At 71.4% G+C, this 23896-nt stretch carries 18 protein-coding genes and 1 riboswitch; of the genes, 9 read left to right on the top strand and 9 right to left on the bottom strand.

Annotated elements, in window-relative coordinates:
- Window positions 1–29: 29 nt before the first annotated feature.
- Complete coding sequence (locus tag ASC82_RS24770; RefSeq protein ID WP_056652089.1) at window positions 30–1889, bottom strand: DUF11 domain-containing protein; 1860 nt, start codon at window positions 1887–1889, stop codon at window positions 30–32.
- A gap of 38 nt (window positions 1890–1927) precedes the next feature.
- Window positions 1928–2896, bottom strand: coding sequence for a glucosyl-3-phosphoglycerate synthase (locus tag ASC82_RS24765; protein WP_056652084.1), 969 nt, complete (start codon window positions 2894–2896; stop codon window positions 1928–1930).
- A gap of 159 nt (window positions 2897–3055) precedes the next feature.
- Window positions 3056–3200, top strand: a riboswitch (SAM riboswitch).
- An 18-nt stretch (window positions 3201–3218) separates the two neighbouring features.
- On the opposite strand from ASC82_RS24765, the gene thrC reads away from it, so the two are divergent.
- From thrC to groL, 4 genes are all read left to right on the top strand, one after another.
- On the top strand, window positions 3219–4505 hold the full coding sequence (gene thrC / locus ASC82_RS24760) for a threonine synthase (protein WP_056652082.1): 1287 nt from the start codon (window positions 3219–3221) through the stop codon (window positions 4503–4505).
- A gap of 13 nt (window positions 4506–4518) precedes the next feature.
- Window positions 4519–4794 carry a MoaD/ThiS family protein gene (locus ASC82_RS24755; protein ID WP_024760531.1) on the top strand — a complete coding sequence of 92 codons (276 nt, stop codon included), beginning with the start codon at window positions 4519–4521 and terminating at the stop codon, window positions 4792–4794.
- 436 nt (window positions 4795–5230) lie between these two features.
- Window positions 5231–5434, top strand: a complete 204-nt coding sequence (locus ASC82_RS24750; protein ID WP_015035246.1) for a cold-shock protein — start codon at window positions 5231–5233, stop codon at window positions 5432–5434.
- 333 nt (window positions 5435–5767) lie between these two features.
- Complete coding sequence (groL, locus tag ASC82_RS24745; protein ID WP_024760532.1) at window positions 5768–7390, top strand: chaperonin GroEL; 1623 nt, start codon at window positions 5768–5770, stop codon at window positions 7388–7390.
- Between the two features lie 118 nt (window positions 7391–7508).
- Here the strand turns inward: groL and ASC82_RS24740 are convergent, their stop codons facing one another.
- Together ASC82_RS24740 and ASC82_RS24735 are read right to left on the bottom strand one after the other, a co-directional pair.
- Entirely contained in the window at window positions 7509–9236 is a 1728-nt protein-coding gene (locus ASC82_RS24740; protein ID WP_056652079.1) for a hypothetical protein, read from the bottom strand.
- Window positions 9226–10848: a hypothetical protein gene (locus ASC82_RS24735; RefSeq protein ID WP_056652076.1), complete on the bottom strand. Its 1623-nt coding sequence runs from the start codon at window positions 10846–10848 to the stop codon at window positions 9226–9228. Before ASC82_RS24735 ends, ASC82_RS24740 begins: the two co-directional genes overlap by 11 nt.
- 259 nt (window positions 10849–11107) lie before the next feature.
- On the opposite strand from ASC82_RS24735, the gene ASC82_RS24730 reads away from it, so the two are divergent.
- Window positions 11108–11578, top strand: a complete 471-nt coding sequence (locus ASC82_RS24730) for an SRPBCC domain-containing protein (RefSeq protein ID WP_056652073.1) — start codon at window positions 11108–11110, stop codon at window positions 11576–11578.
- 9 nt (window positions 11579–11587) lie between these two features.
- Here ASC82_RS24730 and ASC82_RS24725 read toward each other — a convergent pair whose 3' ends face one another.
- Window positions 11588–12331: a methyltransferase domain-containing protein gene (locus ASC82_RS24725; RefSeq protein WP_056652070.1), complete on the bottom strand. Its 744-nt coding sequence runs from the start codon at window positions 12329–12331 to the stop codon at window positions 11588–11590.
- A gap of 371 nt (window positions 12332–12702) precedes the next feature.
- Between ASC82_RS24725 and ASC82_RS24720 the strand changes: the two genes are divergently transcribed.
- On the top strand, window positions 12703–15822 hold the full coding sequence (locus ASC82_RS24720) for an FG-GAP-like repeat-containing protein (RefSeq protein WP_056652065.1): 3120 nt from the start codon (window positions 12703–12705) through the stop codon (window positions 15820–15822).
- 70 nt (window positions 15823–15892) lie between these two features.
- Here the strand turns inward: ASC82_RS24720 and ASC82_RS24715 are convergent, their stop codons facing one another.
- Window positions 15893–16660, bottom strand: a complete 768-nt coding sequence (locus tag ASC82_RS24715; RefSeq protein WP_079039451.1) for a transporter substrate-binding domain-containing protein — start codon at window positions 16658–16660, stop codon at window positions 15893–15895.
- A gap of 1145 nt (window positions 16661–17805) precedes the next feature.
- Between ASC82_RS24715 and ASC82_RS24710 the strand changes: the two genes are divergently transcribed.
- Window positions 17806–19344, top strand: coding sequence for an alpha/beta hydrolase (locus ASC82_RS24710; protein WP_079039450.1), 1539 nt, complete (start codon window positions 17806–17808; stop codon window positions 19342–19344).
- 83 nt (window positions 19345–19427) lie between these two features.
- Here the strand turns inward: ASC82_RS24710 and ASC82_RS24705 are convergent, their stop codons facing one another.
- The 3 genes from ASC82_RS24705 to ASC82_RS24695 all read right to left on the bottom strand — a co-directional run bounded on the left by ASC82_RS24705 (window position 19428) and on the right by ASC82_RS24695 (window position 22973).
- Window positions 19428–20921 (bottom strand): PTS transporter subunit EIIC, encoded by a 1494-nt coding sequence (locus tag ASC82_RS24705; RefSeq protein ID WP_056652058.1) that lies wholly within the window; start codon window positions 20919–20921, stop codon window positions 19428–19430.
- A 46-nt stretch (window positions 20922–20967) separates the two neighbouring features.
- On the bottom strand, window positions 20968–21933 hold the full coding sequence (gene murQ, locus ASC82_RS24700) for an N-acetylmuramic acid 6-phosphate etherase (RefSeq protein WP_056652055.1): 966 nt from the start codon (window positions 21931–21933) through the stop codon (window positions 20968–20970).
- 113 nt (window positions 21934–22046) lie between these two features.
- Window positions 22047–22973 (bottom strand): MurR/RpiR family transcriptional regulator, encoded by a 927-nt coding sequence (locus ASC82_RS24695; protein WP_056652052.1) that lies wholly within the window; start codon window positions 22971–22973, stop codon window positions 22047–22049.
- Window positions 22974–23085: 112 nt separating this feature from the next.
- On the opposite strand from ASC82_RS24695, the gene ASC82_RS24690 reads away from it, so the two are divergent.
- Window positions 23086–23442, top strand: coding sequence for a hypothetical protein (locus ASC82_RS24690; protein ID WP_056652050.1), 357 nt, complete (start codon window positions 23086–23088; stop codon window positions 23440–23442).
- A gap of 81 nt (window positions 23443–23523) precedes the next feature.
- Window positions 23524–23793 (top strand): DUF4031 domain-containing protein, encoded by a 270-nt coding sequence (locus ASC82_RS24685; protein WP_056652047.1) that lies wholly within the window; start codon window positions 23524–23526, stop codon window positions 23791–23793.
- Window positions 23794–23896: the final 103 nt, after the last annotated feature.

Raw genomic sequence — 23896 nt, 5'->3', positions numbered from 1 at the left:
CGCGGGGGATCCGCAGGGGATCCGGGGGATCAGAGGTCGCGTCGGCCGCGCATCGCCGCCTTCGCCACCAGGCCCGTCGCCGCGAGTGCCACGCCGAGCGCGCCGAGCAGCCACAGCCGCTCACCGCTGCTGCCCGTCTCGGCCATCGAGCCGCCGTTCTGGCCGTGCGGCCCGGGGGCCGGGGGGACGGGGGTGGACGTGTTCGCCGGAGCCGACGTCGACGCCGGCACCGAGGTGGAGGGTGCGGGGGAGGTGGGGGAGCCCGACGGGGAGTCCGTGGGCTCGGTCGGCGCCGGGGTCGTCGGCGTCGGCGAGTTCGAGGGCTCCGTCGGGTCCGTCGGGGTGGGCGTCGGCGTCGGGGTCGGCTTCGGCTTGTCGATCACCGGGGCCACCACGCAGGCCGGGTCCTCGCTGCCGGTGCCGCAGTTGGAGCGCGGGCTCTCCACCTCGACGCTGTTGCGGAGCTTCCCGTCGCCGGTCACCGGGTTCTTGATCTTCACCGAGTACGTGACGGTGGCCGTCTTCCCCGCGGGGATGTTCCCCACGAAGCCGATCCTCGGCTTCGTGTACGACACCGTGCCCGTGGGCAGGTCCGTCCGCACGTCGCCGTTGTAGTCGGCGTCGTCGAGGTTCCCGGTCAGGTCGTCGCTGAACTTGGCGTTCGGGTAGTCGACCGCGCTGATGTTCTTCGCGGTGATCGTGTACGTGAGGGTGTCGCCCGGCTTCACCGTGCGCGGGCTCGCCGTCTTGGTGATCTCCAGGTCGGGCACCGGCACGGAGAAGGCGAGGCCCGACGGTACGTACGTGTCGCCGCTCGTCGAGAAGGTCAGATCGGCCTTGCTCGCGCCCGGCGGGACCGCTCCGGCCGGGACGTCGAAGGCCTTGGCGTCGATGCTCAGGTTGTTGACGAGCTTGGGTGTGACGGCCCCGTCGTCCTCGCTGATGAAGAAGTTGTTGGTGTTGCCGGTGTGGCCCTCGGTGACGTTCTTGCCGTCGACGAGGAACTTGTCGCCCGGGGTGTTCCAGTCGCCCTCGTACGCGGTGACGCTCGCCCGCACGGTGCCGGGGCCCCGGTGGAAGCCGTCGACGGTGATGGTCGTCGCAGGGGAGGTCGAGCGCTGCAGGACGTGGCCGCCGTAGACGTACACGTTCCGCCGCTCGGGGGCCTTCACCGGGTCCGGGCCCGGGAACTTGTGGACGACGGTCAGGGACCAGCCGCCCACGCAGCCCTTGCCCGTCGGCGCCCAGATGTTGCCGACGGCCACCTGCGCGTCCGTCCCCGAGACGCCCGCGAAGGCGGCCGTCACGTCCGACTCGCCCGTGTAGTAGTGCGGGCCGTTGGTGTCGGCCGGGTCCGTCACCATGCTGTCGATCGAGACCGGGGTCGCGGCCCCCGCCCCGACCTTGATCACCGGCGCGGTCGTCGCCGGGTCGCCGGGGGAGAACTCGACGTTGGCGCCGGAGATGTCGCAGCGCGTGAGCTGCGCCCCGCTCGGCCCCTTGTACGTGCCGTCGTTGCCGCCCCAGAACAGCCGGGCGTACGCGACCTCGGCGCCCGCCGGGATCACGACGTGGCCGGTGCTGGAGCCGAAGTCGGGCGACAGGCCGGCCGCGTCCCTGCGGTGCATCTCGAAGGTGTTGTTGTTGTCGGAGCCCTGCCCGGCCGACGCCGTCCTGCAGCGTGCCGCCATGTCGGCGGGGGAGGTGGGGCACCCCATGACCGTGTTGCCGATCGTGGCGAAGTCGCCGTACAGCGACTCGTCGTACCGCTTGCCGAAGGGCTCGACGACATCCGCCGAGGCCGTCCCGGCCGTCGCCAGCGCGAGCGAGGCCGCCACGAGGCCGACGACCGCCGCCACACTGCCCAGGTGTTGTTGTCTGAAGCGCATAAAAGGGCAATGTAGGCAAAACGGATCATCTGGTGGCGTTACGCCACGCGGCGGCGCGTGTACTCCGTGATGTCGAGCATCGGCGGCCGCTCCTCCGTGTCCACCGCGTAGGTCCGGGGAGTGAACCCCTCCTCGCCCCGCTCGAACTGCGTCAGCCGCGGCCGCACCAGGTGCCCGCGCGAAAGCCGCAGCTGCGCCGTCCGGTAGATCGCCGCCGCCATCCGGCCCAGCGCCCGCTCGTCCTGATGCCGGTGCTTGCGCACGCCCACGTCCACCTGGGCGAGCCCGTCCAGGCCCACCGTGTGCAGCGCGTCGACGAGCAGCCCCAGCTCCACTCCGTAACCGACGGGGAAGGGCAGCCGTTCGAGCAGCGAGCGCCGCGCCGCGTACTCGCCGCCGAGCGGCTGGACGAAGCCGGCCAGCTGCGGCCAGTGGAGATTGAGCAGCGGGCGCGCCACCAGCTCCGTGACACGGCCGCCCTGACCTGGGGTCTTGCCGGAGGCGAGCCCATCGAGTTCAGTGCCGAAGGGGCGGTCGTACATCGCCTTGACGAAGTCGACGTCCGGGTCGGTGAGCAGCGGGCCCACGATCCCCGTCACGAAGTCCGCCGAGAAGTCCCTGAGGTCCGCGTCGACGAAGCAGACCACGTCCCCGCTCGTCACCATGAGCGACCGCCACAGGACCTCGCCCTTGCCGGGGACGGCCGGTATCCGGGGGAGTATCGCGTCCCGCGCGACCACCCGTGCCCCGGCCGCCGCGGCCACCTCCGCCGTACGGTCGGTGGAGCCCGAGTCGAGGACCACCAGTTCGTCGACGAGCGGCACCGCGTCGGACATCAGCTCGCGGCGGATCACGGCGACGATGTCGCCGACCGTCGCCTCCTCGTTCAGCGCCGGCAGCACGACGCTGACCTTCGTGTTTCGCTTGGCGGCGAGGATCCGCTCCATCGGCCGGTCAGCCACGGACCAGGACCGCCGGTCCAGCCAGCGCTCCACCTCTTCCAGCACGTGATCTCCATCTCGCGGTACGGACGGCCCGTCCAAGCTTCCAGGCCTTCGGTTACAGTCTTGAACAACGCGGATGCCCGATGCACGTCGGGGTGCCGCCCGCGTCGGAGCGCAGGAACGAAGCCCGCAAGGACTTCACCGCACTTCACAATCGAATACCGCTCATCCAGAGGGGCAGAGGGAAACGGCCCGTTGAAGCCCCGGCAACCCTCCAGTCGGTTACTCGTCCTCCAGCGAGGTCCCCGACTCGGGAAGGTGCCAAATCCGTCTCATGGCGAAAAATTCGCCATGGGAAAGATGAGGAGAAAGGGCCTCGCCTCCAATGGCTGTACAGACCGTCGCTTCCGCCACCACCGTCGACCTCGGTCCCGCTTCCGGGCTTTCCTGTCGCGAATGCGGTGAAGTCTTCGCACTCGGACCGATCTTCGCCTGCGAACTCTGCTTCGGACCTCTCGAAGTCGCGTACGACCTCCCCACCGGTGACCCCGAGGCGCTGCGCAAGCAGATCGAGGCAGGCCCCGCCAACATCTGGCGCTACGCCCCCCTCCTGCCCGTCCCGGCCGACGTCGCCGAGAAGCCGAACCTGAACCCGGGCTGGACCAAGCTCGTCCAGGCCGACAACCTCGCCCGCGAGATCGGTGTCGCCCCCGGCAAGCTCTTCGTCAAGGACGACTCGGGCAACCCGACCCACTCCTTCAAGGACCGGGTCGTCGCGCAGGCCATCGAGGCCGCCCGCGCCTTCGGCTTCACCACGCTCTCCTGCTCCTCCACCGGCAACCTGGCCGGCGCCGTCGGCGCCGCCGCCGCCCGCGCCGGCTTCCGCTCCTGCGTCTTCATCCCGCACGACCTGGAGCAGGGCAAGGTCGTCATGGCCGGCGTCTACGGCGGCGACCTCGTCGCCATCGAGGGCAACTACGACGACGTCAACCGCTTCTGCTCCGAGCTCATCGGCGACCCGCTCGGCGAGGGCTGGGGCTTCGTCAACGTCAACCTCCGCCCGTACTACGGCGAGGGCTCCAAGACGCTGGCGTACGAGATCTGCGAGCAGCTCGGCTGGGTCATCCCCGACCAGCTCGTCATCCCGATCGCCTCCGGCTCGCAGCTCACCAAGATCGACAAGGGTCTGCAGGAGCTCATCAAGCTGGGCCTCGTCGAGGACAAGCCGTACAAGATCTTCGGCGCCCAGGCCGAGGGCTGCTCCCCGGTCTCCGTCGCCTTCAAGGCCGGCCACGACGTCGTCCGTCCGCAGAAGCCGAACACGATCGCCAAGTCGCTCGCGATCGGCAACCCGGCCGACGGCCCGTACGTCCTCGACATCGCCCGCCGCACCGGCGGCGCCGTGGAGGACGTCAACGACGAGCAGGTCGTGGACGCGATCAGGCTGCTCGCCCAGACCGAGGGCATCTTCGCCGAGACCGCGGGCGGCGTGACCGTCGGCGTCACGAAGAAGCTCGTCGAGGCCGGTCTGATCGACCCGGAGCTCACCACCGTCGTGCTGAACACCGGCGACGGCCTCAAGACCCTGGACGCCGTGGCCGAGGGCTCGCAGGCGACCGCCACCATCCGACCGAGCCTGGACGCGTTCCGCGCCGCGGGCCTCGCCCTCTGAGAGGTACGAAGACATGGCCGTGAACGTCCGCATCCCCACCATCCTCCGCACCTACACGGGCGGGCAGTCCGAGGTCCAGGCCGAGGGCGCGAACCTCGCCGAGGTCATCGCGGACCTGGAGAAGAACCACACGGGCATCGCCGCCCGCGTCCTGGACGACCAGGGCAAGCTGCGCCGCTTCGTCAACGTCTACGTGAACGACGACGACGTGCGCTTCGAGCAGGGCCTGGAGACGGCCACCCCGGCCGGCGCGGGCGTCTCGATCATTCCGGCCGTCGCCGGAGGCTGATCCGGCACGGGTGGGGCGGTTCCCGAACCGCCCCACCCGTCGCATAAGTTGTCCCGTCTTTCTTGAATTGCCCCTTCCGCTCCATAAAGCGGAGGGGGCAATTCTGCATGGTTGAGCGGGGTAGAGTTGGGGAAGTCCCCTCCGCTGCTCATGCCGGACGCATATGAGAATGCGTCCCTGCGCGACAGGAAGCAGCCAAAGTGCGTGTGCGTTGTGTACGTTCTGCGCGTTTTGCCGGGCCCGACTTGCCCCGGAACTCCGGGGATTCTCCCTAATTCCCCTTTCCGCCGTGCCCAGAATTCTCGCTCGAATGACCTGTTGCAGAGGGCAGTTGGGCAGATACATTCAGCGGCGGTCGACGCGTTCCGGCGCAGGGTCTGACCCGGGTCCGCGAAGTGCGGTTCCCGCGCAAGGGCCAGTAATAGGGGAGTTAGGCATGGCTCAGGGCACCGTCAAGTGGTTCAACGCGGAGAAGGGCTACGGCTTCATCGCGGTCGACGGTGGTGCGGATGTTTTCGTCCACTACAGCGCGATCCAGATGGATGGCTACCGCAGCCTCGAAGAGGGGCAGCGGGTCGAGTTCGAGATTTCGCAGGGCCAGAAGGGTCCGCAGGCGGACATGGTCAAGCTCGCCGTCTGAGCGCGGCGCGATCGGCCACCGACGCAACGCCGTCGAGGGGCCCGCATCCCTGAGGGGACGCGGGCCCCTCGCGCGTTCCCACACCTGTGCGGGGGCGGCTGCGGGGGTGGCGCCAGAGGTGCCCGAAAGTCGAGAGTCGCTTGCACTCTCCTAGGGCGAGTGCTAATCATTGGCGTTAGCACTCGGAAGGTGAGAGTGCTACGAGGATCGGGCAGACGAGGCCGCCGGCCGGGTGGGGCAAGGAACCACGCGGAGCATCCGGAGGCCGTCCGTCGCGGGCGTCGGCGCGGTCCTGGAGCGTTATCCACCCCATGTCCGGGAGGACCACTTCACATGGCCAAGATCATCGCGTTCGACGAGGAGGCCCGGCGCGGTCTCGAGCGCGGCATGAACCAGCTCGCTGACGCCGTCAAGGTCACCCTCGGCCCCAAGGGTCGCAACGTCGTCCTCGAGAAGAAGTGGGGCGCCCCCACGATCACCAACGATGGTGTCTCCATCGCCAAGGAGATCGAGCTCGAGGACCCGTACGAGAAGATCGGCGCCGAGCTGGTCAAGGAAGTCGCCAAGAAGACGGACGACGTCGCCGGCGACGGTACGACCACCGCCACCGTTCTCGCCCAGGCGCTCGTCCGCGAGGGCCTCCGCAACGTCGCCGCCGGTGCCAACCCCATGGCCCTCAAGCGCGGCATCGAGAAGGCCGTCGAGGCCGTCTCCGGCGCCCTCCTCGAGCAGGCGAAGGATGTCGAGACCAAGGAGCAGATCGCTTCGACGGCCTCCATCTCCGCCGCCGACACCCAGATCGGCGAGCTCATCGCCGAGGCGATGGACAAGGTCGGCAAGGAAGGCGTCATCACCGTCGAGGAGTCGCAGACCTTCGGTCTGGAGCTCGAGCTCACCGAGGGCATGCGCTTCGACAAGGGCTACATCTCGGCGTACTTCGCCACCGACATGGAGCGTATGGAGGCGTCGCTCGACGACCCGTACCTCCTGATCGTCAACTCCAAGATCTCCTCCGTGAAGGACCTGCTCCCGCTGCTGGAGAAGGTCATGCAGTCGGGCAAGCCCCTGCTGATCATCGCCGAGGACGTCGAGGGCGAGGCCCTGTCGACCCTGGTCGTCAACAAGATCCGCGGCACCTTCAAGTCCGTCGCGGTCAAGGCCCCGGGCTTCGGCGACCGTCGCAAGGCCATGCTGAACGACATCGCCATCCTCACCGGCGGCACGGTCATCTCCGAGGAGGTCGGCCTCAAGCTGGAGAACGCGGGCCTCGACCTGCTGGGCCGCGCCCGCAAGGTCGTCATCACCAAGGACGAGACCACCATCGTCGACGGTGCCGGTGACAGCGAGCAGGTCGCCGGTCGCGTGAACCAGATCCGCGCCGAGATCGAGAACTCGGACAGCGACTACGACCGCGAGAAGCTGCAGGAGCGCCTGGCGAAGCTCGCCGGCGGTGTTGCGGTCATCAAGGCCGGTGCCGCGACCGAGGTCGAGCTCAAGGAGCGCAAGCACCGCATCGAGGACGCCGTTCGCAACGCGAAGGCGGCCGTCGAGGAGGGCATCGTCGCCGGCGGCGGCGTCGCCCTGGTGCAGGCCGATGGCGTCTTCGACAAGCTCGAGCTCGAGGGTGACGAGGCCACCGGTGCCGACATCGTCCGCAAGGCGCTCGACGCTCCGCTGAAGCAGATCGCCGTCAACGCCGGCCTCGAGGGCGGCGTCGTGTCGGAGAAGGTCCGCAACCTGCCCGTCGGCCACGGCCTGAACGCCGCGACCAACGAGTACGTCGACCTCATCGCCGAGGGCATCATCGACCCGGCGAAGGTCACGCGCTCCGCGCTGCAGAACGCCGCGTCGATCGCCGCGCTGTTCCTCACCACCGAGGCCGTCATCGCCGACAAGCCGGAGAAGGCGTCCGCGCCGGCCGGCGGCGGCATGCCGGGCGGTGACATGGACTTCTGATCCTCCGGGATCGGTGGTTCATCGCAGTACCGCTGTACTGCTGAACGCGACCGAGGGCGGCACTCCCCAGCAGGGGGGTGCCGCCCTCGGGCGTTGTGGTGTGCCGTGGTGCGCTCGGTCAGCGCATGTCGACGTAGTCACCGCCGGCCGAGGCCGGGGTGTTGAAGTGCTTGGCGTCGCCGTAGTGGCGGATGCGCCAGGTGCCGTCCCCGGTCACCTTCGCCTTCAGGGAGACGTTGCCGCTCGCGTTCGAGCGGCCGGTCGCCATCTGCTTCCAGGCCGTGGAGCCCCGCGGCTGGAACTGCAGGACGACCGGGGCGTTCGCGTACGCGCGCCAGTTGAAGTCCGCGTAGTGCTGGAGCCCGCCGGTGACCGTCACGTACCCGCCCTTGGCGACCGGCTCGGGGCCGGCGTTCAGGGAGACGATCCGGGTGTCGAGCCGGGTCAGCCGGAACGACGGGGTGACGGACTCGGCGAAGTCGTCGGTGGTGAGGTGCCGGACGCGGAACCAGCCGCCCTTGCTCGCCGCCGAGAGCGTGAAGTCGTTGTAGTAGGCCGAGTTCACGCTCGCCCAGGCGATCGCCTTCCAGCCGCCGCCGACGAGCTGCTCCAGCCGGACGAACTGCGCCGCCGGGAAGGACGGGTCGGTCTCGTACCGGGCGCGGAAGGTGCCGGAGACCGTGACCCGGCCGTCGGCGGAGAGGCGGATGGAGGTCAGGTCGGTGCGGGATTCCAGGGGGATGGCCAGCGCGCCGGAGCGCGTCGGGAAGTCCACGTACCGGTCGGAGGATTCGACCGTCCAGCCGCCCGAGTACCTGCCCGCGGCGGCGACGAGCCGCGCGGTGAACCGGCCGTCCGCACTCGTCCGGACGGTCGCGTTCGGGCCCGTTCCGTAGGGGCCGCCGAGCCGCACGCGGACCGGGTGGTCCGCGACCGGGGCGTTCGCCGCCGCCGGGTCGGTCATCCGGCCGCTGATGGTGACGGTCTGCCCGCTGAGCGCCCGCTTCTTGTCGGCGGTGGCGGTGACGGCCACCTTGCGCGGCACCCACACGGAGAGATCGCGGTAGTCCTCCACGGTGCCGTGGACCTCGGCCGAGTCGTCGGTGAACGCCGCGTGGAACCTGGTCCCGGCTTCGAGATCCGCGCTGGGCACCGGGTACGGCGCCGCCGTGAACCGGCCGGCCGCGTCGGTGACCGCTTGTTGCGCGGCGGTCTTCACGGGGGCCAGGCGCTCGACGGAGACCGGCCGGCCGACCAGCGGAACGCGGTCCCCCGAGCCGGGCTGGATGCCGACGAGGGTGCCCGAGGGGCGGGCGTTGCGGTCGGCGTAGGTGGGCTTGCCGGGGTCGAAGGTGAGTTCCGGGCGGAGCCGGAAGTCGAGCTGTCCGGCGTCGGTGCGGGTCACCTTGTTGCCGAGGGAGTCGGTGGCGGTGACGTCGATGGCGTACGTACCGAGGGCCGGGATGCGGCCGCCGTCCTCGACGAGCTTCAGCACGGCGGTGTCCGGCAGCCGGAAGAGGTTGGCCACCGACGGGTCCCAGGGGTCGGGCACCACGGGAAGGGTCGGGATGTCGACGAGGACGGTGTCGCCCTGCCGGACCTTGGCCGAGACACGGGTGATCCTCGCCTGCGGGGCGTCGGTCCAGGCGGTCACCTGGAAGATGCCGCGCTGGGCGTCGTCGGTGACGGCCCGGCCGACGCCGACGAGCGGGTCGGCCGCCGAGGCCTGCCCGGCCGTGACGGCCAGGGTCGTTGCGGCGAGGGCGGCGGCGGCGGCCAGGCCGGCCGTCAGGCGCGCCGTGAGGCGCGCCGTGAGGGAGCGGGAGGGGCGGAGGTCAGCGCGCATCGATGTAGACCGCCTTCGTCTCGCTGTAGAAGTAGGTCCCCGTCGTGTTGAGGTACGCGGCCCAGGAGCCGTCTTCGTAGGCGGTGGCGCGGTAGCTGAACCGGCCGCTGCTGTCGGTGGTGATGCTCTTGGTCACCCAGTACCACTGGCTCTCGTTCCGGGGCTTGAAGACCAGGGTCAGCTTGGCCCCGGCGAGCGGCTTCCAGAGGCCGCCGACCTTCCGCTGGACGGTGCCGGAGACGGTCATCTTGCCGTTCACCGCGGGCCGGGTGGGGCTGATGGTGAAGGCGGAGAAGCGGCTGGGCGTGCGGGCCCGCTTCAGGGACGGACCGGCCTTGGCGACGAACTCGTTCGTCTCCGGGTGGTGGACCCGGTAGAGGGCGCTCGCGTAGCCCTGGACGACGAACTTGTAGCCGCAGTACGTGTTGTTCGTGCCGGAGCGGAGGACGCGCCAGGTGCGTCCGCCGTCCAGGGAGGCCTGGAGCTGTACGGGCTGCGTGACGGTGCAGTAGCCGTTGAACCCGCCCGTGGCGGTGACCGTGCCGTGCTCGTCCAGGGTGATCACGTACGGGGAGAACGTGAACTGCTGCGGGACGACGATGTCGCTGCGGTCGAACGCGCGGGAGTTCTGGATGTACACCGAGGGCCGAAGCGAGGTGTACACGAAGTCGGTGCTGTACTGGGCCTTCGCGGCGAAGGAGAAGGTGCCGGTCGCGGAGGAGGTGGCACCGCCCAGGACGTTCACCGCGGTCGTGTCGTTGTAGCCCGGCTCCGTGCCGGTCCCGACGACGGGGGCGCCCGCGAAGGGCTTCCAGCCGCTCGGGGTGTACCGCTGCACATGCCCGGTGACCTGCACGTTCGTACCTGCGAGCACGCGGTACTTGTTCACGTTGGCGCTGATCCGGTAGACGAGCGGGTCGACGCCCAGGGACGGGATGTAGGCGTCGGCGTCCGGGTCGTTGACGGTGCCGGCGGTGACCACGGTCGCGGTGCCGCTCTGCACCGAGCCGTTCGGGGTGACCGGCACCGAGAAGGTGCCGTCCGCGCGAGTGGTGGCCGTGGTGGTGATGGTGCCGTAGTTGCCGGAGTACGTGCTGATCTTGAGCGACACCTTCGTGCCCTGGGGCGCGGCGGTCCGGTCGCCGGTCGCCGGGTTCCAGAGGGTCGTCTTCCCGGAGAGGACGGCCTGGCGCTGGTCGTAGCTGGTGGTGGCGCGGTTCCAGGACATCTCGGAGACACCGATGTGCGGTCGGAACGAGTACGTGCCGCCCGTCCACTTCTTCGTGGTCTCGCCGGGCAGCCGGTAGTCGACCCGGACCGGGTAGTCGCCGAAGGCGGTGCCCGCCGGGAGCGCGAAGGGCGCGTCGGTGATCCAGTTGTAGGAGCTCGCCGTGAGCGCCTCCGTGGACGCGAGGACGGCGGCGTCCGGAGCGGTGGAGGCCAGCACGCTGACCTTGACCCACAGCGCGTTCGTGGGCAGGGACAGGCGGTAGCGTCCGTCGTCCAGCGTGATGCCGGACGCGCCCGTCCAGTCCGCGTGCGCGGCCGGGGCGTGGACGACGGCGGGCACGGTGACGGCCGCCGAGAGAGCGAAGACGGCTGCCGCACGCACAAGGGCGTGCGGAAGCCTGCGCGTTGAGCGCGGCAAAGGGACCCCCCACAGGTCTGTGATGGCGGCGTCGCACGTGATCGGGACGGCCGCGTGGCAGAACTTTAGCGCTCACCTGTTGAACGTGTTCACTCCCTTTACGGCAGCGGTACGGCAGCGGTGCGGGAGCGGCACGGGAGTGGCACGGGAGTGGCTGTGGGGGACAGCCGGGGCGATCCTGGAAGGGATACCGCAGAAGGACCATCGTGGAAGGGCTGAGCCCATGGTCACCCTGCTGACGACACCCGCCGACCGCGAACTGGTCATCACCCGGACCTTCGACGCCCCGCCGGGCCTGCTCTGGGAGGCGTGGACGCGGCCCGAGCACGTACGCGCGTGGTACGGCGTCTCCGCGCTGACGACGACGGTCGTCGACGTCGACCTGCGGGTGGGCGGGGCCTGGCGCTGGGGCCAGACCGCCCCGGACGGGCAGGAGATCGTCTTCTCCGGCACGTACGAGGAGATCGTCCCGGCCGAGCGGCTCGACTACACGGAGGTCTTCGAGCAGATGCCGGACGCCGGCCCGGTCCGCGTCACCCTCACCTTCGACGCGACCCCGGACGGCGGCACGGCCCTGACCAGCACGTCGATCTGGCCGTCGAACGAGATCAGGGACCAGGCGCTGGCGGCGGGCATGGAGGCGGGGGTCAGGGAGCAGTACGACCGCCTGGCGGAGCACGTGCGGACGATGTGATCGCCGCTGTCAGCGGTGACGGAACAGGGCCGTCCAGAGGAAGGACTCGCCGAAGGCCGCCGACGTGGCGGGTTCGTCGCGCATGCGGCGGACGTCGATCTCCGTCAGGTCGGCGAAGAGCGCGCGCAGTTCCGTGTCGGTGTACGCGAGGCCGCCGTCCAGCTTCCCCTGCCGGTAGAAGTCGGCGTCCGGCAGCTCCGATCCCATGCCGCCCTCGCCGGCGGCGAACGCGGTGAGCGCGAAGTGCCCGCCGGGTGCGAGGACACGGTCGAGGAGCGCGAGGTAGCTGACGCGGCGGTGCGGGGGCAGGTGGTGGAAGCAGCCGGAGTCGTAGACGAGGTCGTACGGACCCTCCAGGGCGGCGCTGCCGAAGGCGTCGCCGCACACGAACCCGACGTTCTCGGCGCCGGCTTCCCTGGCCCGTTCCTCCGCCCAGGCGATGGCGGTGGGCGAGAGGTCGACCGCGGTCACGTCGAAGCCCAGCGACGCGAGGTACAGGGCGTTCCGCCCGGGCCCGCAGCCGAGGTCGAGGGCCCTGCCGCCGACCGGGAGCAGCCCCTGCTCGACGTACGAAACGAGGTTCTCGTCCGGCTTGGCGACGAAGAACGGCACCGGCTTGTCCCGGTCCGCGTAGAAGCCGTCCCACCAGCCGGCCCCGCCCTCCGTCCACCGGTCGGCGCCGGGTGCGAAGAGTCCGTCGAGCAGGCGCAGGACGTCCTCGACGGTGCGGATGTCACGGTTGTTCAGGTCCATGGGGATCCCCCTCCGAATCGATCTCCAGAGTAGGGGGAGAAGAGCTAAAAGCCCAGGTCAGAGGCGGTATGCGGATCCGCCGTACGGGCCCTGGGCGACCGCTGGGACGCGACGCGGACCCCGGACACGGCCCCGGTGCGGGGGGCCCTGCGCGCCCGCCTCCAGGCCCGGGAAGAGGGCTTCACGGGTGGCCCCCAGGAAACTTTCCGAACTCCTGTGTCGCGTGAATGTACGATCCGACTGCCGACAGGGGGGGTCCCGCCGGCCCCGGCCGTGCGGCCCGCTTCTTCCTGCCGTCCTGCCCGTCCCGCCTTCGCGCCGCCCCTCCCGTGTCGTACCCGTCTTCACATCCGTACGAGGGGACACAGGACTTGTCCGTACGAAGAGTCGTCGCGCTCGCTCTGAGCGCCACCCTTGGCTTCACCGGCCTGGCGGCCGTCGCACCGTCCGCCGCGGCGGCGTCCGGCGCGCCGTACGAGGTGACGATCGCCGCGCCGCCGAGCGTCACCCCACCACCCCAGGACCTCTTCGGCGCGGGTACCGGTCTGCAGACCACCGACCCCGCCAAGGGCCTGCGCTGGCAGAGCCTCGCGGACGGGCGGGTCGCCTTCCGCAGCGCCTGCGACTCGACCGACAGGATGGCCTTCCACGGCGACCGGTTCGGCTGCGTCGGCTACCACGGCGACGCCGACGAAGCCACGGTCCACGACTGGACCACCGGCACCACCCTGACCCGCACGCGTCCCGAGGGCCACACGTGGCTGCGGGCCTTCGGCACGGACCGGCTGCTCAGCTACAGCGCCGACGCCGACGGCGCCGTGACGCTCCATCTGCCGGGCCTCGGCGAGGGTGCCCCGGCGGACGCCGACGTCACGACGACCGAGCGGATCACCGGCCGCCCCGAGGTCCTGGCCTTCGACGCCGACGGCGCCGTCGTCCACTACACCCGGGCGTCCGGCGGCCAGGCCGCCGGGCTCGTCGACTTCGCCACCGCCACGCTCGTCCCGCTGCCGGCCGGGCCCGGTCTCCCCGCCTACCCGAAGGCCGCGCTCAGCGACGACCGCATCGCCCTCTACAGCGAGTACAGCACGGCGGAGGCGTACGTCGTCCCCCGTGCCACTCCCGCGGGTCCCGGCACCACCGTCAAGCTGCCGAACACCGGCTCCGACGACGGCCGTCTCGCTCTCCTCGGCGACTGGATCGTCGGCCACTACGGTGACCGGTACGCGCCCCGCCGGCTCAAGGCCACCTCGCTCACCAGCGGCGCGACCCGAGACCTGAACGTCTCCGCCGCCGCGGACTCCGAACTCAAGACCGGCACGGACGGCTCCCTCTACTTCGTGGGCGGCACCGACTCCACCCACTGGGGAGTCCGACGCGTCACCCCCGACGCCGCCGCAGTGCCCGTCACCGCCCAGGTCCTGAGCACCCCGCCCCAGCCGGTCCGGCGGACGGGCCTGTCCGTGGCGAACGGCCGGGTCACGACCGAGCACGAGGACGGCTACCGCAGCCTCCGGGGATACGACGTGTCCCTCACCGAGCCGCACACGGCCGCCTCCGTCTGGAGCTGTGCCGTGACCTCCGCCGGCACCTCGCCGTGTGCCCCGCCGGCCGGCCCGGAGTTCGTCGGCGCCCGTTGGGCGGACACCGGGGACGGCCGCCTCGTCACGCTCGGGGCGGACGACCTTCCGCCGTCCCGCGGGGAGGCGCCCTGCGGCTGGTGCGTCCCGACGGTGCACGTGACGACGGCCGCGCCGGGCGCGACCACTCGCAAGATCGCGCTGGACACCACGCGCAGGCTCAGGCCCGCCCGCTTCTACGGCGCTTCCGGCCGCTACGTGCACTTCCTCGCCACCGAGAACTACGCGACCCGTTCGGTCGTCGCGGACATCGAGACCGGCAAGGTCCTCTCGGTTTCCAGCAACGGGAACCAGTCCCTGTGGGGCACCTGGCTCTGGACCGCGTCGACGGAGAACGACACCGTCTCGGCGGTCGACCTGCGCACCGGGGCCACCGTCGCGACGGTGGACCTCGGGACGAACTGTGGCACCTTCGACTTCGAGGTCGTCGGCAAGTGGATCTACGCCCGGTGCCAGGACAACACGTCCACCGTCGTGTACGACCGGGAGAAGAAGGCGGCGGTCCGATTCCAGGTGTCCCCGTACGCCCGGCCGTCGCTGGGTGACGGCTTCATCGCCTACACCGAGTACGGCAACGGCAACGACGGCGACCCGCTGAGCGTGATCGACGTCCGCTCCGGCACGCCCGTCGTGCGCGCCATCGGAACCCTCACGCCCGGTGTCACCAACAACGGCCAGAACTGGACGATCGACCGCTTCGGCGGGGGCGTCGCCTACGTCGACGCCCAGCAGAAGATCCATGTCGTCGGCCTCGGTGGCGCCACCAGCCGCGTGACGGCCCTCGACTCGGCGGTGCCGACGTCGGTGAACCTGAAGTCCACCTCCTGGAAGCCGCGTTGGCACCTGTCCAAGCCCGGCAAGTGGTCTCTCGCGCTCAAGCGCAAGGCGACGGGCGTGACCGTCCGCACCCTCACCGGTGAGGGCCGTGGCGTCGTGACGCCCGTCTGGGACGGGAAGGACGCGGCCGGGAAGTTCGTCGCGAACGGTGCCCACACCTGGACCCTGACGGTGAAGCCGGCCGACGGCCAGGGCGCCGACCTCGTCCAGTCCGGGACCCTCTCCGTGACCGGCGGGGCCGCCGTGCGGCGCGACCTGGCCGGGGACGACGGCTTCGGTGACCTGCTGGTGATGGACACGGCGGGGCTCGTGTCGATGTACCGGGGTACGGGTACGGGCGCGGTCTCGGCGCGGATCGCCGGTACGGGGACGAAGTTCGCGACCTCGTCGGTGTTCGTGCCGACGGGCGACCTGAACGGCGACCGGTGCGCGGACGTGTACGCCCGCGTGGGCGACCAGCTGCGGGCGTACCGGCCGGGCTGCGGGAAGGTGGTCTCGGCCTCCTCGCCGTACACCCTCGTGGGTACGGGCTGGGGCGCGTACGACGTCATGACGTCCCCCGGTGACGTGAACGGCGACGGGTTCGCCGACCTGATCGCACGTCAGGCCTCCACCGGGGACGTGTACTTCTACGGCGGGACGGTCGACCACCGGCTGAAGGCTCGGGTCCGGATCGGCTCCAACTGGAAGCTGTACAAGAAGATCGTCGGCGCGGGCGACCTGAACGGCGACGGGCGGGGTGACCTGCTCGGAGTGGACGCTGCGGGCGTGCTGTGGCGGTACTACGGCACGGCGACCGGCGGGGTCACCGCTCGGGTGAAGGTCGGTGGCGGCTGGGGTGGTTACTCCTCCCTCGTCGGCGTCGGCGACCTGTCCGGCGACGGCCGCGCGGATCTCGTCGCCCGTGACACGGCGGGCCGGCTGTACGCGTACAAGGGCACCGGCAACGGGCTCTACGGCACGCGGGCTGTCATCGGCTCCAGCGGATGGAACGGGTTCAAGGGTCTGTACTGACCCGGCTCCGTCGCACAGAGAGGGGCCCGGCCGTCACGGCCGGGCCCTTCGTGCGTGCGTCGTGCGGGGCTCAGGGCGCCAGGAGGGCCGGGTCCTGGCCAGCGCGGTGGAGGGAGGCGGTGACGAAGCCGTTCGCCTTCAGCTCCTCGACGGTGTCGCGGAGGAAGGCGACCGTCTCGGGTCGGCGGTCGACGGTCGTTCCGACGGCCTGGCGGATCTCCATGAAGCGGCCTTCGAGGAGTCGCACGTCGTCCGCGTGCGCGGCGGCGTACGCGGTCATCGGCTGCCGGATGCCCGCGCCCACCTCCAGGCCCTCGGCGCGGAACACGTCGACGCCCTCCTCGCCCCGGACGACGGTCGCGTGGGCGAGGGAACGGGTGAGGAACAGGTCGTACGCCGAACCCTGCTTGACGCCGATCCGGACACCCGGGGCGTCCACCTCCTCGACCGTGGTGATCGCCGAGCCGCGCGGCACGGCGTACACGCCCTCGATGACGACGTACGGAGAGGTGAACGCGACCTCCTTCTCGCGCGCCGGGTCGACCGCCAGGAAACAGAGGTCGGCCCGGCCGTCCGCCATCGCCTCGAACGACTTCCGCGCCGCGTCGAAGCAGAGCAGCTCGACGGGCAGGCCGAGGCGCGCGCCGATCTCGCGCGCCAGATCCACCGTGATGCCCGAGGGCGCGTCGGGGGTGCCCTGTGCGAGGACCGGGTTCCCGAGGTTGATGGAGGCGCGGAGGGTGCCGGTGGGGGCCAGGTCGGCGGCGACGGCGGCGGAGGCGGCGGCGGAGGCGGACGGGTGGGCGGGGTCCGGCGGGGTCGTCGGTGTGGTCGTCATGGGAGCGGAGTCTAGGTACCGCCTGGAGGTGCTGGGGGTGGGCCTGCTTCGCGGGCTTCTGGTGCGGCCGCCCTCTTTCCGCGGCCACCCTTGACCCGGCGGCGGAGGCCGCCTTTTCACACTCGGAGGGCGGCCGGGGGGCGTGGCCACGCGGGGCTTCGGGCAGTCCACTGCGCCGTAGGCGGGTGACGGGTGTGGGGGTGGGGGCTGGGTTCGCGGTCGGGGCCGGTGGGCGAAGCCCCGTGAGCGGGTGGTGCGCGGTTGTTGAATGGGGCAGCCGGGCGGGGCTTAGCGGGTCACCGCCGGTGGACGGCCGGGATTCAGGCCCCGCTGGTCACTCTGGGTGGGTGGAGGCGTGCCGGGCATGCTTAACGTGCAGATACTCCGGGTAACCGGGGCCGGGAAGGTCACGAAGGCGGCCATTTCGCCTTCCCTCGATGATCGAACTGCATGAATGACTCGCCTCACGCCGTACTTGGAGGAACAGGCCTCGGTCCGTGCCGCCGCTGGTCACGTATCGGCAGGATGTGGCGAGTTCGGCCGCCCCCATGCCTGCTCGACTGGAGCTTGGTGACGCGGAGTTCGGCCGCCCCCGCCCCTTCCCAACTGGGACGTGATGGCGCGAAGTCCGGCTCGGCGGTGGTCGCCTTCCGCCCACCGGGAATGACCAGCGGGGCCTGAATCCCGGCCACACGGCGGCCGTCCGACGCTAAGCCTCGCCCGGCTGCCCCATTCAACGGCCGCGCACCCATGCGCCACCGGTGAGGTCCACCGATCTCCGCCACAAACCGAGCCCCCACCCCCACACCGTCACGCGCCTACGGCGCGGTGGACTGCCCGAAGCCCCCACCCCCACACCCGCCACTCGCCTACGGTACCGCCCTCCGAGAGTTTTTGCGCAGCTTCCGGTGCCGGGTCAAGGGTGGCCGTAGGCCATCGGCGGAGCCGACTTGCCCTTGACGCGGCGCCGGAAGCTGCGACTCTCGGAAAGAGGGCGGTCCCACCAGAAGCCCGCGAGAACCGCCCGCCCCCGGTGCCTTCCCCGTGGGGCCCGAACACCCCAGTTCCAGGCGGGGGTTGCCCCCACCCTGGACCCGCATGCCTGCCGGATGGGGTGGGAAACCGGCCTGCGCGAGGCTGTGCGCATGACAACGAACCGTGGACGCAAGACGCTCCTCCTCGCCCTTTCCGCCGCCGCCGTCGCCGGTGCCGCTCTCACCGGAGGCGCCCCCGTCGCGGTCGCCGCCACCGGGGGTGCCGGCGCCGGGCTGGTGTGGGGGGACTGCGCCCCGGCCCTGCGGCCGTTGCCCGGGCAGCAGTGCGCCATGCTCTCCGTACCCCTGGACTACGCCCGGCCCGACGGGGAGCAGATCCAGCTCGCCGTCTCCCGGCTGGCCAGTGCGCGGCCCGAGGCGCGGCGCGGGACGCTGATGGTGATCCCCGGTGGGCCCGGCAGTTCCGGGGTGCAGCGGCTGGCGCAGAAGGGTGCTGCCCTGGCGAAGGAGATGGACGGGGCGTACGACCTCGTGGCCTTCGACCCGCGGGGGATCGGCGGCTCCGCCAAGGCGCGGTGCGGGCTCGACGAGGGCGACCGCTGGATGATGACGCTGCGGTCGTGGCCGGGTGCCGACGGGGGGATCGAGGAGAACGTCGCCCGGTCGAAGCGGATCGCCGAGGCCTGCGCCCGGAACGGTGGCGCCATGCTGCGCGGGCTGACCACCGCCAACCAGGTGCGGGACATGGACCGGCTGCGGCAGGCGCTCGGCGAGCGGAAGCTGTCGGCGTGGAGCGTGTCGTACGGGACGTATGTCGCCGCCTCGTACGCCGAGAAGTACCCGCACCGGACCGATCGTTGGGTTCTCGACAGCAGCAACGACCCCGACCCGAAGCGGGTCGCCCGGGGCTGGCTGGAGGGTATGGCGCGGGGCGCCGAGGACCGCTTCCCGGACTTCGCCGCCTGGGCGGCGCACCCGGACCGCGCGGACGAGGGGCTGCGGCTCGCCGAACGGCCCGAGGACGTACGGGCGGTGGTTCTGGATCTGGCGGCCCGGCTCGATCGGGAGCCGCATGCCTCCGTGCTGCCCGGTGCGCCGGGTGCGCCCGTGACCGCCGGGCCTCCGCTGACGGGGTCCATGCTGCTCCAGGCGCTCCAGCTCGCGCTCTACTCCGACGGGTTCTTCCCGTCCTTCGCCCAGCTGGTGACGGAGGCGCGCGACCCGCAGGGCGAGCCGGTGCTGCCGCGTGAGCTGGCGGGCGCGATGCCGGACGACGCGGCCGCCATCACCGTGGGCGTGATCTGCAACGACGTGAACTGGCCCGCGTCCGTGCCGGCGTACGAGCGGGCCGTCGCGAAGGACAGGGCGCGGAACCCGCTGACGGCCGGGATGCCGGCGAACATCACCCCCTGCTCCTTCTGGAAGGGCGGCGCGGCGGAGAAGCCCGTCCGCATCACCGACCGGGGGCCGTCCAACATCCTGATGATCCAGAACCTGCGCGACCCGTCGACTCCGTACTCCAACGGTCTGCGGATGCGTGCCGCCCTCGGTGAGCGGGCCCGTCTCGTCTCGGTCGACCACGGCGGCCACGGGGTCTACCTGGGCAACGGCAACGCCTGCGGGGACGCGGCCGTGACCCGCTATCTGACCCAGGGCGTGCGGCCTTCCGAGGACGTTCTCTGCCGGTGACGCCCATGGATACGGGGAGGGCTCGGGCGGCTGGTGCCGCCCGGGCCCTCCCCCGTATCCGTGTATCCGTACGCCTTCTCTTCTCAGACCTTCGCCGGTTCCGGTTCCGTCGTCGGAGTCGGGGTGGTCGCCGGGGTTCCCGCCGCCACCTGAACCTCTGCGGATGCCTCCGTATCCACGTTGAACTCCTCCAGGAGTTCGCTGCTGAAGCCCCAGAAGTACGTGGCGACGAAGCCGACCGCGTAGCCGACGAGCAGACCGCCCGCGTAGATCGCGATCGTCTCGCCGAGGCCCTTGTTGCCGTCGAGGAGCGGGAAGAGCGCCCAGCCCGACGGGCCGATCGCGGTCGAGCCGACCGAGTCGCCCAGCATGCTGAAGAGGCCGATGAAGCCGCCGCCGAAGGCGCCGCCGACGCAGGCCGTGATGAACGGGCGGCCCAGGGGGAGCGAGACGCCGTAGATCAGGGGCTCGCCCACGCCCAGGAAGCCGGCGGGGAGCGCGGACTTGATGGTGCGGCGGATGGAGCCGTTGCGGGGGAGCTTCAGGTAGACGGCCATGGCCGCCCCGACCTGACCCGCGCCCGCCATCGCGAGGATGGGGAGGAGGACCGTGTATCCCTGCTGCTCGATGAGGGTGGTGTGGATCGGGATGAGGGCCTGGTGCAGGCCGAGCATGACGAGCGGGAGGAACAGGCCGCCGAGGAGGAAGCCGGCTCCGGCGCCCGCGTTCGCGAGGAGCCAGTTGGCGAACTCGCCGATCGCGGTGGAGATCTCACCCGCCACGAACATCAGGCCGAAGATCGTGACCAGGCCCGAGACGAGGACGGTGAGGGTGGGGGTGACGAGGACGTCCAAGGCCTCGGGGACCCAGCGGCGGCACCACTTCTCCACGTACACGGCGAGGACCGCCGCGCCCAGCGCGCCGAGCACGCCGCCCTGGCCGGGGGAGAGCGTCTGGCCGAAGGCCTCGATCTTGGCGACGCCGGGGAAGACGATGATCGCCGCGACCGCGCCGCCGAGGATGGCCGTGCCGCCGAACTCCTTGGCCGTGTTGTAGCCGACGAAGACCGCGATGAGCGCCATGAAGCCGCTCGCCGTCGCCGCGAGGGCGGGGGTGACGCCGGGCAGCCAGCCGAGGTTGATCAGCAGGCCGTTGAGGCCGGCGATGATGCCGCAGCCGATGAGGGCGGGGATCAGCGGGACGAAGATGTTCGCGATCCTGCGCAGGAAGAGCTTGAACGGGGTGGCGTTCTTCTGCTTCTGCGCGGCCTTCAGCGCGGCGCCCCGGTCCGCCAGCTCCTCCGCCGTGTGCTGGGGGGCTTCGGCCACCAGGGCCTCGAACTCGGGGGTCACGCGGGCGACCGTGCCCGGGCCGAGGACGATCTGGTACGTGTCGTCCTCCACCACACCCATCACGGACGGCAGGGCCTTGAGGGCCTCGTCCCGGACGAGCGAGCGGTCCCGCAGACCGAGCCGGAGGCGGGTCATGCAGTGGGCGACCGAGGAGATGTTCTCGGCGCCGCCGACGAGGGGGAGGATCGCGGCGGCGATGGCGCGGTTCTTGTCGTCATTGCTCATGGTGCGGTGGGCCTTGCTGTGCGGGGGTGGGGGAGTCCGGCGGGGGTCAGGTGGTCGTCGTTGCGTGCAGCGCCGCACGCAGGTGACCTTGGGAGGCGGTGAGGCGCCGGGCGGCCGTGGGGGCGTCGATGTCGGCGAGGATCATGAGGATCGCGTTCTTGACCTCCCCGTCGGCGGCGGTGAGGGCGGCCTCGATCTGCTCGTCCGGCGCGCCGGTGGCCAGGGCGACGATCCGCCGCGAGCGGGCCTGGAGCTTCTCGTTGGAGGCGCGGACGTCCACCATCAGGTTTCCGTACGTCTTGCCGAGGCGGATCATGGTGATCGTCGAGATCATGTTGAGGACGAGCTTCTGGGCGGTGCCGGCCTTGAGCCGGGTGGAGCCGGTGAGGAGCTCGGGTCCGGGGACGACCTCGATGCCGTGCTCGGCGGCGGCGGCGAGCGCGCTGTCCGCGTTGCAGGACAGGCCGATGGTCAGCGCGCCGAGGGTGCGGGCGTGCTCGACGGCGCCGATGGCGTACGGGGTGCGGCCGGAGGCGGAGATGCCGACCACGGTGTCGTCGGCGGTGAGCCCGAGCGCGGTCAGGTCCTCCACCGCGAGCTCCTTGGAGTCCTCGGCGCCTTCGACGGCCTTGACCATGGCGGAGGGGCCGCCCGCGATCAGGCCGACGACCCGGGAGGGGTCGGTGTTGAAGGTGGGCGGGCACTCGCTGGCGTCGAGGACGCCGAGGCGGCCCGCGGTGCCGGCGCCCATGTAGATCAGCCGGCCGCCGCGGGCCATGCGCTCGGCGGTGGCGTCGATCGCGGCGGCGATGGCGGGGAGCTGCCGGGCGACGGCGGCGGGGACGGTCTGGTCCTCGCCGTTCATGGTCCGCGCGATGTCGAGGGTCGGCAGCTGGTCGATCTCGGCGAGCTCGGGGCGGAACGCCTCGGTGGTGAGGGTGGCCAGCTGGGCGCGGAGCTCCGAGTACGTGGCCGAGGCGCCGGAGGTGGTGGAAGGGGTGGAAGTGGACATGTGTGGCTCTTTCGGTGCGTGGACGTCGTCGGCGTCGTTGGCGGTCGACGTGTGACGCTCGGCGGGCGGTCGGTCGGGGCGTCTTTCCGGGGTGGTCAGCTCTTACGGGGTGGTCAGCGGTTCCTGGGCGAGTGGCGGTGGGCGAGGGCTTCGTACGAGGCGGCGAGGGCAGGGGCCGCCGTCTCGTACGTACGCTGGGTGACGCAGGTGAACAGGCAGTCCACGACCAGGAGTTGGCTGGTGCGGGACGACATGGCCGCGGGGCGCAGTTCGCTCTCGCGGGCGGTGGAGGTGGTCAGGACGTGGTCGGCGTACTGCGTGACCGGGCCGTCCGGGCGGCCGGTGATCGCGACCGTGGTGGCGCCGTGGTCGAAGGCGACCCGCAGCGGTTCTATGACGTCGCCGGTGGAGCCGGAGTGGGTGATGGCGATGGCGACGTCGCCGGAGCGGAGCTGGACGGCGTTGGTGACGGCGAGGTGCGGGTCGCTGTGGGCGTGCGCGATCAGGCCGATGCGGAGCAGTTTCTGGCCGAGGTCCTGGGCGACGAGGCCGGAGGCGCCGACGCCGTAGATGTCGATGCGGCGGGCGGTGGCGAGGGCGGCGACGGCGGCGCCGAGCTGGACGGTGTCGAGTCCGGCGGCGGTGTCGGCGAGGGTCTGCTGCTCGTCGTAGGCGAGCTTGGCGACGACGTCGGCCACCGGGTCGTCGACGGCGATGTCGGCGGTGACGGCGGGCGCGCGGCCGGACTGCTGCTGGGCGGCGAGGCCGGCGAGGGCGAGGCGGAGGTCGCGGTAGCCGGGGTAGCCGAGGAGCCGGGCGGTGCGGACGACGGTCGCCTCGCTGGTGCCGGTGAGCTCGGCGAGGCCGGTGACCGTGAGGGCGGCGCAGCCGGCCGGGTCTCCGGCGACAGCTTCGGCGACCCGTTGCATCGAGCGGGTCATGGAGGGCGCGAGCGTCCGCACCTTGGCCGCGAGGGCGGCGGGTGCGGGGGGCGCGGCGGGCGCGTCGCTCGTGAAACTTTCCTTCACTTCATTGGTCACATCTGAAAGATACTTTCGGCCGGGTGGGCCGACAAGACCCCCTCGGTCCCGGATCGGTCCCGGATGCGGACGGGACCTTCGTCCTTCCCCGGCGCCGGGTGACAATGAGTCCATGGACGAGATCGACCCGGTGGAGCAGGCGCTGCACGCCGCTCGCGCGCTGGTACTGGCCGACCTGGTGGCCCGAGAGGTGGCCGCCGCCGAGGTCGTGTCGATGGTGGAGGACGCGGTGACCCACCGGCGCTGGTGGGTCGAGCAGTGGCCGGAGGGCGTGACGTACGTCGCGGGGCTCGTCGCCCAGGACGTCCAGGACGCCCTCCTCGAACGGTACGGACGCTGGCCGATCTGCCCGATCTGCGCCTCGGGCGACCCGCACGCCCTCGACGTGGAGCCGGAGCTCGGCCCGGATCCGCACTGGGTCTGCGGCAAGCAGGGCGTGGTGGTGGCGCCGGTGGGAGGTCTGTCGTGACAGGGGGCCGGAAGTGACAGGGAGCCGGGCATGACTGGGAGCCGGGCATGACAGGGAGCCGGGCATGACAGGGGGCAGGGCGTGACCGTCTACATCGACCCGCCGACCTGGCCGGGCCACGGCCGCATGTGGTCGCACCTGGTCAGCGACGTCTCCTTCGAGGAGCTCCACGCCTTCGCCGCGTCGATCGGCGCCCCGGCCCGCGCCTTCGAGCGGGACCACTACGACATACCGTCCGAGCGCTATCCGGACGCGGTGGCGGGCGGCGCGGTCGAGGTCGGCGCCAAGGAGCTGCTGCGCCGCCTCACGGAAGCGGGCCTCCGCCGCCCGAAGGGCCGCCCGGCCGCGTGACGCCTCGGACGGCCCGCCCGGCCGCGTGACGCCTCGGACGGCCCGCCCGGCCGCGTAATGCCTCGGGCTGCTCGTACGACCGCGTCACGCCTTGGGCGGTTCG

The organism is Streptomyces sp. Root431 (genome assembly GCF_001426585.1).
GTDB lineage: Bacteria > Actinomycetota > Actinomycetes > Streptomycetales > Streptomycetaceae > Streptomyces > Streptomyces stackebrandtii.
The sequence above is the reverse complement of the archived record's forward strand: the minus strand, read 5'-3'. Positions and strand labels throughout refer to the sequence as shown.

Excerpts from the sequence above, each read along its gene's own strand:
- ASC82_RS24705 (WP_056652058.1), bottom strand. The coding sequence starts at position 20,921 with ATGAGCAATGACGACAAGAACCGCGCCATCGCCGCCGCGATCCTCCCC.
- ASC82_RS24750 (WP_015035246.1), top strand. The coding sequence starts at position 5,231 with ATGGCTCAGGGCACCGTCAAGTGGTTCAACGCGGAGAAGGGCTACGGC.
- ASC82_RS24730 (WP_056652073.1), top strand. The coding sequence starts at position 11,108 with ATGGTCACCCTGCTGACGACACCCGCCGACCGCGAACTGGTCATCACC.
- ASC82_RS24725 (WP_056652070.1), bottom strand. The coding sequence starts at position 12,331 with ATGGACCTGAACAACCGTGACATCCGCACCGTCGAGGACGTCCTGCGC.
- ASC82_RS24710 (WP_079039450.1), top strand. The coding sequence starts at position 17,806 with ATGACAACGAACCGTGGACGCAAGACGCTCCTCCTCGCCCTTTCCGCC.
- ASC82_RS24740 (WP_056652079.1), bottom strand. The coding sequence starts at position 9,236 with ATGCGCGCTGACCTCCGCCCCTCCCGCTCCCTCACGGCGCGCCTCACG.
- ASC82_RS24755 (WP_024760531.1), top strand. The coding sequence starts at position 4,519 with ATGGCCGTGAACGTCCGCATCCCCACCATCCTCCGCACCTACACGGGC.
- ASC82_RS24690 (WP_056652050.1), top strand. The coding sequence starts at position 23,086 with ATGGACGAGATCGACCCGGTGGAGCAGGCGCTGCACGCCGCTCGCGCG.
- thrC (WP_056652082.1), top strand. The coding sequence starts at position 3,219 with ATGGCTGTACAGACCGTCGCTTCCGCCACCACCGTCGACCTCGGTCCC.
- murQ (WP_056652055.1), bottom strand. The coding sequence starts at position 21,933 with ATGTCCACTTCCACCCCTTCCACCACCTCCGGCGCCTCGGCCACGTAC.
- groL (WP_024760532.1), top strand. The coding sequence starts at position 5,768 with ATGGCCAAGATCATCGCGTTCGACGAGGAGGCCCGGCGCGGTCTCGAG.
- ASC82_RS24715 (WP_079039451.1), bottom strand. The coding sequence starts at position 16,660 with ATGACGACCACACCGACGACCCCGCCGGACCCCGCCCACCCGTCCGCC.
- ASC82_RS24770 (WP_056652089.1), bottom strand. The coding sequence starts at position 1,889 with ATGCGCTTCAGACAACAACACCTGGGCAGTGTGGCGGCGGTCGTCGGC.